The 15,422-nt window shown below is 74.0% G+C and carries 6 protein-coding genes; all 6 read left to right on the forward strand.

Annotation, left to right across the window (positions count from 1 at the left end):
* Positions 1-100: 100 nt before the first annotated feature.
* The 6 genes from rfbB (at position 101) to OIE67_RS22490 (ending at position 15,418) form a co-directional block, all read left to right on the forward strand.
* The gene (gene rfbB / locus OIE67_RS22465) at positions 101-1,069 is read left to right on the forward strand and encodes a dTDP-glucose 4,6-dehydratase (RefSeq protein ID WP_326643396.1); all 969 of its coding nucleotides are present in this window, start codon (positions 101-103) and stop codon (positions 1,067-1,069) included.
* Positions 1,070-1,308: 239 nt separating this feature from the next.
* A complete protein-coding gene (locus OIE67_RS22470; protein WP_326643398.1) occupies positions 1,309-2,301 on the forward strand; it encodes a linear amide C-N hydrolase in 993 nt (330 codons plus the stop codon).
* Positions 2,302-3,235: 934 nt separating this feature from the next.
* Positions 3,236-4,636 (forward strand): thioesterase domain-containing protein, encoded by a 1,401-nt coding sequence (locus OIE67_RS22475; RefSeq protein ID WP_326643400.1) that lies wholly within the window; start codon positions 3,236-3,238, stop codon positions 4,634-4,636.
* A gap of 15 nt (positions 4,637-4,651) precedes the next feature.
* Positions 4,652-9,700, forward strand: a complete 5,049-nt coding sequence (locus OIE67_RS22480) for a non-ribosomal peptide synthetase (RefSeq protein ID WP_326643402.1) — start codon at positions 4,652-4,654, stop codon at positions 9,698-9,700.
* Positions 9,697-15,222, forward strand: coding sequence for a type I polyketide synthase (locus OIE67_RS22485; RefSeq protein ID WP_326643404.1), 5,526 nt, complete (start codon positions 9,697-9,699; stop codon positions 15,220-15,222). The genes OIE67_RS22480 and OIE67_RS22485 overlap by 4 nt, the downstream gene beginning before the upstream one ends.
* A gap of 1 nt (position 15,223) precedes the next feature.
* Positions 15,224-15,418 (forward strand): MbtH family protein, encoded by a 195-nt coding sequence (locus OIE67_RS22490; protein WP_106238025.1) that lies wholly within the window; start codon positions 15,224-15,226, stop codon positions 15,416-15,418.
* The last annotated feature ends 4 nt before the right edge of the window (positions 15,419-15,422 follow it).

Genomic DNA, 15,422 nt, shown 5'->3' on the forward strand with positions numbered 1-15,422 from the left:
CCCTATCCTGGCGGCCCATTCTCGGGCCGCCCCCTATTTCATTCGCCGCGTCTTCCGCCACGGCCGCGGGCCCCGGAAAATCGAGCGAAAGGAGGCAGCCATGAGAGTGCTCGTGACCGGTGGCGCCGGGTTCATCGGCTCCCACTACGCCCGCACGGTGCTCGCCGCCGGCGCGGCGGGGCAGGTGACGGTGCTCGACTCCCTCACCTACGCGGGCAACCCGGCCAACCTCGACGAGGTGAGCGACCATCCGCGCTTCACCTTCGTCAAGGGCGACATCTGCGACCCCGGCCTGGTCGACGACCTCGCCGCCGAGCACGACCAGATCGTGCACTTCGCCGCCGAATCGCACGTCGACCGGTCGATCGCGGCCGCGGGCGAATTCGTCCGCACCAATGTCACCGGAACGTTCAGCCTTCTGGACGCCGCCGTACGGCAGGGCATCCGCACGTTCGTGCATATCTCCACGGACGAGGTGTACGGCTCCATCGCGGCTGGCTCATGGCGGGAGTCGGAGCCGCTGCGGCCGAATTCGCCTTACTCGGCCACCAAGGCCGCCGCCGATCTGCTGGCGCTGTCCTTCCACCGTACGCACGGGCTGGACGTGCGGATCACCCGCTGTTCCAACAACTACGGTCATCATCATTACCCGGAGAAATTGATCCCGCTTTTCATCACGAATCTGCTGGACGGGATTCCGGTGCCGCTGTACGGGACGGGCGCCAATGTGCGCGACTGGCTGCACATCGACGACCATGTGGCGGGCATCGAACTGGTGCGGCTCGGCGGGCGGCCCGGCGAGGTCTACCACATCGGCGGCGGCCGGGAGCTGACCAACGCGGAGCTGACCGGGCTGCTGCTGGAGGCGTGCGGGCACGACTGGGACATGGTCGCGTACGTGGAGGACCGCAAGGGCCACGACCTCCGCTACTCCCTGGACCACAGCAAGATCACCGCCGAGCTGGGCTACCGGCCGGCCAAGGACTTCACCACCGGCCTGGCGGAGACGGTGGCCTGGTATCGCGACAACCGCGCTTGGTGGGAACCCCTGGCGGCCCGCCACCGCTGACCCCCAGCGGCCCATCACCTCGACCGCCCAGCGGCCCACCACCACCGACCGCCCAGCGCTCCACCACCGCTGACCGCCCAAAGGCCCCGCTGTCGGCGCCTCGCCGTCTTCGACGCCTGATCGCGTCCCCGGACTCGCACGGCCACCGGTGGCGGACGGCCGGACGGGTGGCGGGGCGCGTGGCGTTCCCGCGCTCGGGCGGGGTGACAGCGTGGGGGCCGGACAGGCAGACTACTGTCATGCGGACCCCTGCCGTGGCGGTGTTGTCGGCTCTGACCCTGGCGGCGCTCGCGGCGTGCGGGCCGTCCGCCGCGCCGCCACCGGCGTCCTCCCCCACCTCGGCGTCGCCCAACGGGCTGCTCAGGCAGACGGACGACCAGATCGCCCGCACGTCGGCGAGCCTGCGCCGGCTGGACGACATGCCGCTGTACGAGATGACCTACCACGGCGCCTACGACGCCGAGGCGCCGCTCACGGACGCCGAGCTGGCCAGGCGCGGTGACGGCTGGGCGTGCTCGCTGTTCCACCGCCCCGGCGAGTTCGGCCGGAACTTCGACTGGGATCCCAACCCGGCCATGGTCATCCACTCCGACCCGCCGGACGGCTACGCCTCGCTCTCGGTGGCCGACGTCTCCTACCTGTTCCCGCCGGGGACGAAGCCCGATCTGAGCGCCGCCCAGGACCGGCGGCGGCTGGCGCACGCGGTGCTGACCCCGTTCGACGGCATGAACGAGAAGGGGCTCGCCGTCGGCCTGGCCCAGGCGCCCGATGCGGAGCTGCCCGCGCGCACGCCCGGCCGCGCCGTCGTGAGCGGGGTGCGGATCATCCGGCTGATGCTCGACCGGGCCGCGACCGTGCCCGAGGCGATCGAGCTGATGCGCCGCTACGACCTCGACTTCACCGGCGGCCCGCAGCTCCACTATCTGATCGCGGACCGGGAGGGCAGGTCGGCGGTCGTCGAGTACGCCGGCGGCCGGATGAACGTCATCGACGACCGCTACCTCACCAACATCACGATGACCGGCGCCGACCGGGCCGCCAAGCTGACCGACCGCCGTTACCGGCTGCTCGCCGAGGGCGAGGGCACGGACGCGATGAAGTTGCTCGAGCGGGTCGCCCAGTACCACACCCGGTGGTCGATCGTGTACGACCAGCAGAACCTGACCGCCGAGATCGTGACGGCGCAGCGGTGGAACCGCGTGCGCGACTTACGCCTTTCCACGGGCGGCTGATCCGGCGCAGGCATCCGGGCCGTTCAACGGGTACGCCGCATTTCCCGTACCGCGATCCGCCACGCGTTCTTTCTCTTCCGCGCATTCTCCCGGCAGGGTCATCAGGAAATGAGTTAAGCAATTCTTTTCCGGATGAATAAGCGGATAATCCCCTGACGGGCACCCGAGCGGGCCCGCACATGCCCTCAACCTCGCACGTCGAGCCGGAGTTTCGGGGTGACCCGAGCGCGGGTTAGGGAGACAGGACAATCGGTCTGTCCGATATGTGAAGAGTTTCACCGCAACTTGACAGCCGAGCCGACAAAGCCGTCCAGAGCCGAGTGGACGACCACACGCGGCGGGCCGGCCGTAGAAGACCCTAACTCCACTGCTCTGGGCCTGTTTCGAGTCGTTGTCAAGGAACGACAGCAGGCGGCGCCGTACTTCGGCAGCGACTGCCCTACCCCTGGGGCGGTTGCCGACGAACGTACAAACATGGACAAAACCCGCGAAACAACGGGCCGAACCACCACACGCTGGTTTCGGTTGCCCGAATCCCGGTTACGGCCACGCTGCCGACCGCCCATCTATCATCGGGTGTCCGGCGCTGCAAGAGGCCGTCAGGGTTCAATTCCCTTGACCTCCGTCAGATACCGAGAACCGCCAATCGCACCGTTGACTCCACCCAGCAACATCGATATAAGAGTTAATGTCGTGCAACGGCGTGAGATCACACGCTATGTCAGGACAGTTCGTATGCTCCCTATTTCGATGTTGTTTCGAGGCATTGTCCAGGAGCGCCGTAACATGGCGGTTGACGACCTCAGTATTCAGCGACGAATCATCCCTTCGACCTTCTCATCCGGCCCGTGCGTGTCGCGGACGGTCGCTCCCCGCGGGGAGGTGCTGGGCGATTAGCGGCCAGCTAGCCGCGGCGGCGCAGGGTCCGCACCCCATGGATCCCGGCACCGCCCGCACCCTGTTCTGCCTGCCGTACGCGGGAGGAGGAGCCGGCGCCTACACCGGGCTCCTGCGCGCGCTCTCCGCTCTTCCCGCCGTCCCCGGACTCACCGTGGTCCCCGTTCAGCTTCCCGGCCGGGAGAGCCGCATCGCCGAGCCGCCCGCTTTCACGATCGCCGAGATCGCCGACGAGGTGGCGCCCGCCACTGATGAGCCGTACGCCCTGTACGGCCACAGCATGGGCGCCCGGCTGGCCTTCGAGGTGGTCAGGGAGCTGCGCCGGCGCGGCCTGCGCGGCCCGTCGCGGCTCTACGTCGGCGGGGCGCATCCGCCGGATCGCCGGGTGCCGCTGGCCGCCGCCGTGGACCTGCCCGACGACGCCTTCATCGACCAGCTCGTCCGCAGATCGGGCGCGCTGCCGGAGTTGCGGGACTTGCCGGAGCTGCGGGAACTGATGATGCCCGTGCTGCGCTCGGACTTCACCTGGATCAAGAACTACTCCTTCGTGCCCGAGCCCGCGATCGACTGCCCCATCGTGGCCTTCACCGGGCTGGACGACGGGGAGGTCGGGGCGGCCGACATGCTCGGCTGGGCCCGCCACACCACCGCCGGCTTCCGCCTGCGCACGCTGCGCGGCGGCCACCTGTTCGTCAAGGACCGCCCGGCCGAACTGGCCGAACTCATCGCCACCGACCTGACGAACGTGCACGCCCTGCCTTCATCGAACGGGCACGCCCGGCGAGAAGCGGACGAGCACGACCGGGCCGAGCCGGACGGACATGCCTTGCCGCAACAGGACGGGCACCTTCTGCCTGAGCCGGACGAACTTCACCTCTGGCTGGGCCCGGCCGACGGCCATGCCGAGGTCCTGCGCCGCTATGCCGGTCGGGCCGCGACCGGCACGAGCCACGCCGACGGGCTGACCTTGGTGGGCGCCGCGGACGGGGGCGGGATCGGGGTGTCGCTGCTGCGCGCGCTTGACGCCTTCGGACTGGACGGCGGACTGGAGGTCGGGCCGGACGGCGGGCTGGACAAGGTGAGCCGGGACGAGCTGAGCGACGACGAGCGCGAGCAGATCGAGGACGCCGCCGAGGAGGACCGGGGGTGGCTGGCACTGCGTGCCGTCACGGCGAAGCGGGCGCTGATGGCCGCCGACGGCCGCGGCGCCGATCCCACCCGCGTCGGCTTCCCCGACCTGGCCGACCCCGGCCCCTGGCGGGCCCAGTGCGATCCGGGTGATCCGAGGGGCGATCCGGGGCTGGACCGGCTGGCCCGGTGGCAGGTCGTGCACCTGCCGCTGCCCACCTCACGGGGCGAGGCGCTGGGAGCGGTGGCCGTACCGCACGACAGGGTGCGGCTGAGATTCGACATGCCGGCAGCGGAGCAGGCAGGGTAACGGGGGGGACACAGGGTGACCAAGAGGGCGCTTCTTCATGACCTCGTCCTGGCGCAGGCCGGTCGCACGCCCGACGCGACGGCCGTGCTGCAGGGGGATCACGGCCTGACCTACCGCGAGCTGGTCACGGCGGCGGCGGAGCTGGCCCACCGGCTGCGCGGCCTCGGGGCGGGGCCCGAGGTCCGGATCGGCATCTGCCATCGCCGTACGCCCGACCTGCTGGTGTGCGTGCTCGGCGTGCTCATGTCCGGGGGCGCGTACGTGCCGCTGGACCCCTCGCACCCGCGCCTGCGGCTCGCCGGGATCATCGAGGACGCCGGCATCACCACGGTCGTCGCGGACGAGACGGGCACCGAACTGCTCACCGGCCTGCCCATCCGCCTCGAAACCCCGCCCCGCCCGACCGCCGAACCGACACCCGCCACAGCGCCCGAGCCGGGACCGCCGGTGGGTGCGGCCGCCTATGTGCTGTACACCTCGGGCTCGACCGGGCGGCCCAAGGGGGTCGTGGTGAGTCACGCCTCGGCGGTGGCGTTCGTGAGGATGGCGGGTGAGGTGTTCGGGCTGGACGCCGGATGCCGGTCCATCGGGTTCGCCGCGCTCGGGTTCGACGTGTCGGTGCTGGACGTGTTCGCCCCGCTGGCCCGGGGCGGGTCGGTGATGTTCGTCCCCGACGAGGCCAGGGTCGATCCCGTGCTGCTCCAGCGTTTCCTGGAGCGGCACCAGGTGACCTGGGGGACGATCCCGCCGGCTCTGCTCCCCCTGCTGGAGCCGGACCGGCTGCCGTGGCTGCGCGACCTGCTCACGGCGGGCGAGCCGGCCGGGCCCGAGCAGGTGGCGCGCTGGGCGACGGGCGGGCGGCGCTTCCACAACTGGTACGGGCCCACCGAGACCACGGTGTGCGTCGTCGGCACCGAACTGGAGGGCGTCTGGGACCGGCCGCTGCCGATCGGGTTCGCGCTGCCCGGCTGCCGCGCGTACATCCTGGACGACCTGCTCCGCCCCTGCCCGCCCGGCACGCCGGGAGAGCTGTGCATCGGCGGCCCGCAACTGGCGCGCGGCTACCTGGACCGGCCGGGATTGTCGGCGGAGCGGTTCGTGCCCGACCCGTACGGCGAGCCGGGGGCGCGCATGTACCGCACGGGCGACCAGGTCGTGCTGGAGGACGACGGCCGCATCGGCTTCATCGGGCGGCTGGACCGGCAGGTCAAGGTACAGGGCCAGCGGGTCGAGATCGGCGAGGTGGAGGCGGTGCTGCGCGCGCTGCCCGGGGTGCGGCAGGCGGTCGCGGACGTGGCCGACGGCCCGGCCGGGCTGAAGGAGCTGACCGCCTACCTGACTCCGGAGGACGCGCCCGGCATCGACGGCGTGCGGGCCCACTGCCTGGAGAGCATGCCCGCGTACATGGTGCCCACCCGGGTGGTCCGGCTGCCCGTGCTGCCGCTGACGGCGGCCGGCAAAGTCGACATAACCGCCCTGCGCGCCCGCCGCGCCGCGCCTCAGCAGGAGCGCCCACGACGGCAGGCCGCGAACGAGACGGAACGCGGCGTCGCGGCCGCCTGGGCGGAGGCGTTCGGCACCGGCGAGCCGGGACCGGATGACGACTTCCTGGCCTGCGGCGGCCACTCCCTGGTCGCCATGCGCCTGAGCGCGCTGCTGCGCACCGGGCTGGGCAAGGAGATCGGGGTCGGCGACGTGCTCGCGGGCCGTACCGTGACCGGCATCGCCCGCCTGGCCGACCTCGCCCCGCCGGTGCGGGACGAGCCGCCGGTCGCGCCCTCGACAGCGCTGTCGGCGGTGCAGCGGCGGATGTGGTTCGTGGAACGGCTGGCGCCCGGCACTCCCGCGCACAACATCGCGATGGCGCAGCGCCTGTCAGGGCCGCTGGACGTCGAAGCCCTGCGCGCCGCGCTCGCGGTGGTGGCCGAACGGCACGAGGTGCTGCGCTGGCGGGTCCCGCAGTCGGACGGGGTGCCGTCCGTCGCCGTCTCGCCGCCCGGCCCGGTGCCGCTGCCGGTGGAGGACGTACGCGAGGAGCAGGTGGGCGAGCGGCTGGAGGCCGAGGCCCGGCTCCCCTTCGACCTGGCGGCGGGACCGCTGTGGCGGGCCCGGCTGCTGCGGGTCGGCGACGGGGAGCACGTGCTCGCCGTCACGGCGCACCACCTGGTGTTCGACGGCTGGTCGCAGCGGGTGCTCTACGACGACCTCGGGCGAGCCTACCGCCGGGCGGCGCTCCCGCCGCTGCGCACGTCGTTCGGCGGGTACGTGGCCTTCCTCGACGGGCGGGACCAGGAGGCGAGCCTGGAGTGGTGGCGGGACCATCTGGAGGGCGCGCCCAGCGTGCTCGACCTGCCCCGCGACCATCCGCGCCCGGCCGTGCAGACGTTCGAGGGGGCCGGCGCCACCGCCGAGGCCGGCGCCTCCGTCAGCGACGGGGTCCGGGCGCTGGCCGCGCGGCTGGGCGGGACGCCGTACGCGGTGATGCTGGCGGCGTTCGGGCAGGTACTGCGGCGGCTGACCGGGCAGCACGACCTGATCGTCGGGGCGCCGGTCGCCGATCGCCGCGACCCGTCCTTCCATCCGCTGACCGGCTGCCTGGTGCAGGTGCTGCCGGTACGGCTGCGCGTCGAGGACGCCGGGAGCTTCGAGGCGCACGTGACGCGCTGCCAGGAGACGCTGTCCGGCGCGCTGGCGCATCTGGACGTGCACCTGGAACGGCTGGTCGACCGGCTCGGCCCCGGCCGCGACCTGTCCAGGAACCCGCTGGTGCAGGTGCTGTTCAACATGTACGACTTCACCGAGCCGCGCCTGGACCTGCCCGGCGTCACCGCCGTCCCGCTGCCGCCCGGGCTGCCTGGCGCGCTGTTCGACCTGACCCTGTACGTCGGGGAACGGGACGGCCGGTACGTGCTGCAGGCCGTCTACAACCCACGGCTGTTCCGGGCGGAGCGGATCGAAGAACTGCTGGCCGGCTACCTCCAGATCCTCGGCGACCTGGTCACCACCCCCGAACGACCGGTCATGCAGGCGTCCCTGCGCCCCCGCCGATCGAGCCTCCCCGACGGGACCACCCCACTGCCCACCTGGGACGGCCCCGGCGTGGTGGAACGCGTCCTCGCCCACGCCGCTCCCGCACGGACCGGCGATGAGCGGACGGCGGCGCCCGGCGGCGAGCGGGCGGCGATGACCGGCGGCGAGCGCGTGGCGGTTGCCGGAGAGGGTGGCGGGCTGCGTCGGGGCGAGCGTGTGGCGGTTGCCGGGGAAGGTGGCGGGCTGAGTTATGCGGAGCTGGTGCGGCTCGCGAGGGCGACCGGTGCGGCCGTGTCCGCGGCGGTGCGTCCGGGTGACGCGGTGGCGATCCTGGCGGCCCGCACGTGCGAGTTACCCGCCCTGATGCTCGGCGTCCTGGGTGCCGGGGCCCGCTGGGCCGTGCTCGACTCCGCCTTGCCGGCCGCCCGCCTGGCTGCCCAGGCCCGCTCGGCCGGTGCCCGCGCGCTGATCGCCTGCCCCGGCGTGCCCGTTCCCGCCGAACTGTCCTGGCTCCCCCAGCCGGACCCGCTCCCGGAACCCGCCGCACGCACCGGACCAGCCGGACAGCCGGTTCTGGCCGGGCCCGACGGGGGCACGGCGTTCCCGGTGGCGGTCGGGCGGCGCGGGTATCTGTCGTTCACCTCCGGCACCACCGGTGAGCCGAAGCCGGTGCGGGCCGCGGAGCGCCCGCTGGCCCGCTTTCTGAGCTGGTACGCGGCCGAGTTCGGGCTGACCGTGGACGACCGGTTCGCGCTGCTGGCGGGGCTGGCGCACGACCCGCTGCTGCGGGACGTGTTCACCCCGCTGACCCTGGGCGCGACGCTGCACGTGCCGGACCAGGAGCGGGTGCGGGATCCGGCCCGGCTGGCGGCGTGGCTGCGTGAGCGGGCCGTCACGGTGGCGCATCTGACCCCGCAATTGGCCACGCTGATCGCCGCCGCCGGGGTGGAGCTGCCTGACCTGCGGCTGGTGCTGTTCGGCGGAGACCGGCTGACCTACGCGGAGGCGGCCAGGTTCGCGGCGGTGGCGCCGAAGGCCCGGCTGGTCAACACCTACGGCACCACCGAGACCCCGCAGGCGCAGGCCGTCTGCGAGATCACCGGCCCGGTGCCGGCCACCGGCGACCCGGTCCCGCTCGGCCGCGGCGTGGACGGGGCGGAGCTGCTCGTGCTCGACGCCGGCGGCTCCCCCGCGGCGGTGGGGGAACTGGGCGAGGTGGTGGTCAGGAGCCGGCGCCTGGCGGAGGCGTACCTGGACGACGAGCTCACCCGGCGGCGCTTCACCCGCGAGCCGACCGACGAGACAGGCGGCGTAACGGGCCGTTACCGCACCGGTGACCTGGGACGGTACGACCCCGACGGACGGGTGGTGCCGGCCGGGCGGGCGGATGGGCAGGTGAAGATCCGGGGTCACCGGGTCGAGCTCGGCGAGGTCGAGGCGACCCTGGCCGCGCACCCGGGCGTGCTGGCCGCCGCCGTGCGGGCCGCCGAGCAGCCAGGTGGCCGGGTGCTGCACGCGTACGCGGTGCCGGAGAGCGCGGCCGTCCAGGCGGGCGAGCTGCGCCGTCATCTCGCGGCCCGCCTGCCCGACTACGCCGTCCCCGCCGAGCTGGTGCTCCTTCCCGCGCTGCCGCTGACGCCGAACGGCAAGGTGGACCGGGCCGCGCTGCCGCCACCGCCGCGGCGGGCCGCGGCCGGGCCGGGGCAGGAGCCGTCCACCACGACGGAACGCCTGGTAGCGGGGGTGTGGCGGGAGGTGCTCGGCCTGCCGCGGGTCTCCGCCGACGCGAACTTCTTCGAGATCGGCGGGCACTCGCTCGCCACCGCTCAGGTCCAGGCCCGCCTGGCCGCCGCGCTCGGGCGCGAGGTGCCGATCGTGGACCTGTTCCGCTTCCCCACCGTACGGACGCTCGCGGCGCACCTCGACGGCGAGCGGCGCACCGCCGGATCGGAGCGCGCCGCCCGGCGGGTCGCGGCGCGCCGGGCACGACCCTCAACTCGGCCTCACCGGGCCAGACGGGAGAGTAAGGAATGACCGCTGCGCTGAACCACGAGGAAGAGGGGTCCGGGGTCGAGCCGATCGCGGTCGTCGGCCTGGCCTGCCGTCTGCCCGGCGCCGAGGACGTGCCGGCCTTCTGGCGCAACCTGGTCGGGGGCGTGGAGTCGGTGCGCTTCTACACGCGGGAGGAGCAGGAGGCGCTCGGTGTGCCGGATTATCTGCTGGACGATCCGACGTTCGTCCCCGCGTGCTCGATCGCGGACGGCTACGGCGCTCTCGACGCGGCCTTCTTCGGCATGTCGCCGCGTGAGGCGGAGTTGCGCGATCCGCAGCAGCGGATGTTCCTGGAGCTGGCCAGCACCGCGCTGGACGACGCCGGTTACGATCCCGCGCGCTACGCCGGCGAGATCGGGGTCTACGGGGCGATCGGGTCGGACGAGTACCAATGGCTGTACATCCGGCCGAACAAGAAGGTGTTCGCGTCGGTGGGGAACCTCGCCGTCTACACCGGCAACCATCCCGACTACCTGGCCACGATGGTGTCGTACAAGCTCGATCTGCGCGGCCCCAGCCTGACCCTGCACACCGCCTGCTCCTCCTCGCTCGTCGCCCTGCACGTGGCGTGCGAGGCGCTGCGCACCGGCGAGTGCGACATGGCGCTGACCGGCGGCGCCTCGCTGGAGCTGCCCGCCGAGTGGGGGTACCAGTACCACCAGGACGGCATCTACTCCCCCGACGGGCACTGCCGCGCGTTCGACGCCTCGGCGGCCGGCACGATCTGGGGCGGGGGCGGCGGCATGGCCGTGCTGAAGCGGCTGTCGGACGCCGTCGCCGACGGCGACCACATCCGAGCGGTGGTGATCGGCAACGCGATCAACAACGACGGCGCCACCAAGATGGGCTTCTCCGCGCCGAGCGCCGAGGGTCAGGCGGCGGCGGTCTCGCAGGCGCTGGGCGTCGCCCAGATCGACCCGCGCACCGTCACCTACGTCGAGGCGCACGGCACCGGCACCTCGCTGGGCGACCCGATCGAGGTGGCGGCCCTGTCCAGCGTGCTGAGCGCGGGCACGGACGAGGCGGGCTGGTGCGGCCTCGGCTCGGTCAAGACCAACATCGGCCACCTCGGCCCGGCGGCCGGCATCGCGGGGTTCATCAAGACCGTGCTCGCGGTGGAGCACGGCATGATCCCGCCGAGCCTCAACTACGAGTCGCCCAACCCGCGCATCGACTTCGGTACGAACCCGTTCAAAGTCGTCTCGTCGCTGACCAAGTGGGAGACGAACGGCTTCCCGCGCCGTGCGGGCGTCAGCTCGTTCGGCATCGGCGGCACCAACGCGCACGTGCTGGTCGAGCAGGCGCCGCCCGCGCCGCTGCCCACCGCCCAGCCGCGCGACGCGCACCTGCTGCTGCTGTCGGCCCGGACCTCGTCGGCGCTGGACGCCGCCGTGTCCCGGCTGGCCGGGCACCTGGAGGGCGGCGAGGCCGATCTGGCGGACGTGGCGCACACGCTGCGGACGGGCCGGCGCACGTACGCGCACCGGGCCGCCGTGGTGGCCGCCGACGCGGCCGACGCGGTCGCGGCGCTGACCACCTCGCGCCGGCTGGTCAAGGGCAAGGCGGGCACGCCCAAGGTGGCCTGGCTCTTCTCCGGCCAGGGCGCGCAGTACGCGGGCATGGGCGCGGAGCTCTACCGCACCGAGCCGGTCTTCGCCGCCGCGGTCGACGAGTGCGCCGCGATCCTGCGCGAGGAGCTGGGTCTGGACCTGCGCACCCTGCTCTTCCCGTCCGAGGAGGAGCGGGAGGCGGCCGACGAGCGGCTGCGGCAGACGGCGCTCACCCAGCCGGCTCTGTTCACGGTGGAGTGGGCGCTGGCCCGCCTGTGGCGCTCGTGGGGCGTGGAGCCGGCCGCGATGATCGGGCACAGCATCGGCGAGTACGTGGCCGCGACCGTCGCGGGCGTCTTCTCCCTGCCCGACGCGCTGCGCCTGGTGGCCGCCAGGGGCCGGCTGATGCAGAGCATGCCGCCCGGCGCGATGCTGGCCCTGCGCCGCGACCACGAGGAGGTGCGCGCCGACCTGCCGGAGGGGCTGTCGATCGCCACCGTGAACGGCCCGGGCACCTGCGTGGTCGCCGGCCCCGGCGAGCTGATCGCCGCCTACGCGGCCCGGCTCAGCGAGAGCGGCGTCCAGCACACCGCGCTGCGCACCTCGCACGCCTTCCACTCGGCGATGATGGACCCGATCCTGGGCGACTTCCACGCGGCCGTCGCCGCGGTGGCCAGGCACGCGCCGAGCCTGCCGTTCCTGTCCAACGTCACCGGCGGCTGGATCACCGCCGAGCAGGCCGTGGACCCCGCCTACTGGACCCGCCACCTGCGTGAGGCGGTCCGGTTCGGCGACTGCGTGGCGACGCTGGCCGCCGAGGGCGAGTGGCGGCTGGTGGAGTGCGGCCCTGGACGGCAGCTCGCCGGCCTGGCCAGGACCCAGTTGCCGAGGACCGCGCCGCGCCCGCTGGCCAGCCTGCCGGGCCCCGCCGACGGCAAGGCCGACCTGGAGGTCCTGTACGCGACGGCCGGGGCCCTGTGGACGGCCGGCGTGCCGCTGGACACCGAGGCGCTGGCCGAGCCGGCCCGCCGGGTCCCGCTGCCCGCCTACCCGTACGAGCGGGCCGAGCACTGGGTGCACACCGGCTTCGACCCCGAGCTCGTCTTCACCCGGCCGCCGCGCGCGGGCGCGCTGCCGCTGGACGAATGGTTCTCGGTGCCCGCCTGGCGGCAGGCGCCCGTCACCCCGGCCGGCCGGTCCGCGCTGGCCGGCGTGCGCTGCCTGGTGTTCGCCGGGCCCGCCGCCGAGCCGCTGCTGGACGGGCTGCGCGCGGCGGGGGCCGACGCCGTCCGGGTGGTCCCGGGCAGCGCGTACGGGACCGCGCCCGACGGCACGATCACCGTCCGCCCGGCCGCCCGCGACGACTACGAGGCGCTGCTGGCCGCGACCGGCGTGCCGGAGCGCGTCATCCACGCCTGGGCGCTGGACGGCGACCCGGCGACCACGGCCGAGGAGGCCACGACCGCCCAGGAGGTCGGCTTCCACAGCCTGCTGGCCCTGGTGCAGGCGCTGGCCGGCGCCGAGCGGGAGTCGGGGGTGCGGCTCGACGTCGTGACCGCCGGCACGCAGGGCGTGACCGGGCAGGACGTGCACCGGCCCGAGCACGCCACGGTCGCCGGCTTCACCGGCGTGGTCCCGCTGGAGGCCCGCTGGCTGACCGCCCGCCACCTCGACCTGGAGCCCGGCCCGTACCAGCCCGGCCCCTCCCTGGACCGGGTGCTGGCCGAGCTGGCCACCGAGCCGGAGGAGCCGGACGAGGGCGTGCCGCCGTCGCCCGTCGCGCTGCGCGCCGGCCGCCGATGGGTGCGCGGCTTCGAGCCGGTGCCGCTGCCGCCGCAGGACGACCCGCTGCGCCGGCACGGCGTGTACGTCATCACCGGCGGCCTCGGCGGCATCGGCCTCACCCTGGCCGAGGATCTCGCCCAGCGCGCCCAGGCCAGGCTGGTCCTGCTCGGACGCACCGGCCTGCCGCCCAGGGACGAGTGGGACACGCTCGACGGCGCCCCGGAACGGGTGCGGCGGGCCGTGGCGGCCGTGCGCCGGATGGAGCGGGCGGGCGCCGAGGTGATCGTGCTGTCCGCCGACGTGACCGACCCAGGCTCGCTGCGCCGGGCCAGGGAGGAGGCGCTGGCCCGGTTCGGCCGGGTGGACGGCGTCCTGCACGCGGCCGGGGTCCCCGGCGGCGGCATGGCCGAGGTCAAGGAGCGCCGCGCGGCCGACGACGTCATGGCCCCCAAGATCGCCGGCACGCTGGCGCTGCGCGAGGTGTTCGGGGACCTGCCGCTCGACTTCGTGCTGCTCTGCTCCTCGGTGACCGCCGTCGCGGGCGGGTTCGGCCAGGTCGACTATTGCGGCGCCAACGCCTTCATGGACGCGTACGCGCACGTCTGGCCGGGCCGGGTCCTGTCGGTGAACTGGGGGGCGTGGCTGGAGGTCGGCATGGCCGCCGAGGTCGCCGCCCCGGTGGCCTTCCGCGCCCTGCAGCGCGGCGACCGGGTGACCCGGCTGGAGCACCCCGTGCTCAGCCACCGGCACGAGAGCGCCGGCCGCCGCCCCTGGTACGCCGCGACCCTGTCGCCCGCGACGCACTGGGTGCTGGACGAGCACCGGGTGGCCGGGGTGCCGGTGCTGCCCGGCACCGGCTACCTGGAGACCGCTCGCGCCGCGTTCGAGGCGGCGGTGCCGCGCCCGGGTCCCGAGCACGTGATCGAGCTGCGCGACGTCGCCTTCGTCGCGCCGCTGCCGGTCGCCGAGGGGGCGAGCGCCGAGGTGCGGGTGCTGCTCACCCCGGCGGGCGACGGCGTGGACTTCGAGGTGGTCAGCGTCACCGGCGGCGAGCCGGCCCAGCACGCCCGCGGCTCGGCGGCCTGGGTGCTCGCGGAGACGGGCGCGGGCGACCCCGCCGGCGGGCTGGCCGGAGCGCGGGGCCGCTGCGTGCACGGCGGCGGCCGGGCCGACCTGTTCGCGTCGGCGTCCGGGCTGGTCACGTTCGGACCCCGGTGGAGCAGCCTGCGCGACGTGCGGCTCGGCCAGGACGAGCAGCTGGCCCAGCTGGAGGCGGGGCCGCTGGTGGCCGCCGAGCTGGGCGCGCTGCCGCTGCATCCGGCGCTGCTGGACGAGGCGACCGCGTTCATCGCCGTCTCGGGCGAGCACAGCTACCTGCCGCTCGGCTACGGCCGCGTCACCGTGCGCGCTCCGCTGCCCGCCACGCTGTGGAGTCACGCCCGCCTGCGCGACACCGGCGGCGGCGAGGTGCTGGCCGCCGACCTCGTCCTGTACGACGACGCCGGCGAGCCGGTGGTGAGCATCTCCGACTTCGTGCTGCGGCGCATCGACCGGGAGGCGATGACCCGCACCGTCGGCGAGGAGGCCAGGCAGAGCGCGGAGGAGGTGGTGGTGAAGGAGGAGTCCGCGACCGCGGGCGTCGCCCTCGACCTCGACGGGGCCAGGCGCGGCATCGCGCCCGCGGACGGCGCCGAGGCCTTCCGCCGCCTGCTCGCCGCCGACCTGGGCGTCCAGGTCGTGGTGAACGCCACCGCGCTGCCCGAGTTCGTGGCCGGTGTGCGTGAGCTGACCCAGGACACCGTGGCCGGCGACCTGGCCGCGGCCACCGCCGCCGGGCAGGCCGACCCGGACGACGAGGACCACGTCGCCCCGCGCAACGACCTGGAGGGCGTGCTCGCCGGTCTGTGGGGCGAGGTGCTCGGCGCCCGCCGGGTCAGCGTCGAGCAGGACTTCTTCGAGCTGGGCGGCAACTCGCTGGTGGCGGTCCAGCTGATCGCCCTGATCAGGAAGAAGGTCGGCGTCCGGCTGCCGATGCGCAGCCTCTTCCAGGTGCCCACCGTGGCCGGCATGGCCGCGCTGGTGGAGGAGCTGCGCGGCCAGGACGCCCCGGCGCAGCCACAGGCACAGGCAACGACGATCACCCGGCTTCCCCGGGAGGAAAGGCGCTGACATGCGGGACGGTCAGTACAAGGTCGTGGTCAACGACGAGGAGCAGTACTCCATCTGGTTCGCCGACCGGCCCGTGCCCGCGGGCTGGCGGGAGACCGGGTTCGAAGGGGCCAAGCAGAGCTGCCTCGACCACATCGAGCAGGTCTGGACCGACATGCGCCCGCGCAGCCTGCGCGAGGCCATGTCCCGGCAGTAGAGGA

The sequence above is a fragment of the Nonomuraea fuscirosea genome (assembly GCF_035917475.1).
GTDB classification, from domain to species: domain Bacteria; phylum Actinomycetota; class Actinomycetes; order Streptosporangiales; family Streptosporangiaceae; genus Nonomuraea; species Nonomuraea fuscirosea.

Bases quoted from the DNA above. Each gene is read 5' to 3' on its own strand.
- rfbB (WP_326643396.1), top strand. From the start codon at position 101: ATGAGAGTGCTCGTGACCGGTGGCGCCGGGTTCATCGGCTCCCACTAC.
- OIE67_RS22470 (WP_326643398.1), top strand. From the start codon at position 1,309: ATGCGGACCCCTGCCGTGGCGGTGTTGTCGGCTCTGACCCTGGCGGCG.
- OIE67_RS22475 (WP_326643400.1), top strand. From the start codon at position 3,236: ATGGATCCCGGCACCGCCCGCACCCTGTTCTGCCTGCCGTACGCGGGA.
- OIE67_RS22485 (WP_326643404.1), top strand. From the start codon at position 9,697: ATGACCGCTGCGCTGAACCACGAGGAAGAGGGGTCCGGGGTCGAGCCG.
- OIE67_RS22490 (WP_106238025.1), top strand. From the start codon at position 15,224: ATGCGGGACGGTCAGTACAAGGTCGTGGTCAACGACGAGGAGCAGTAC.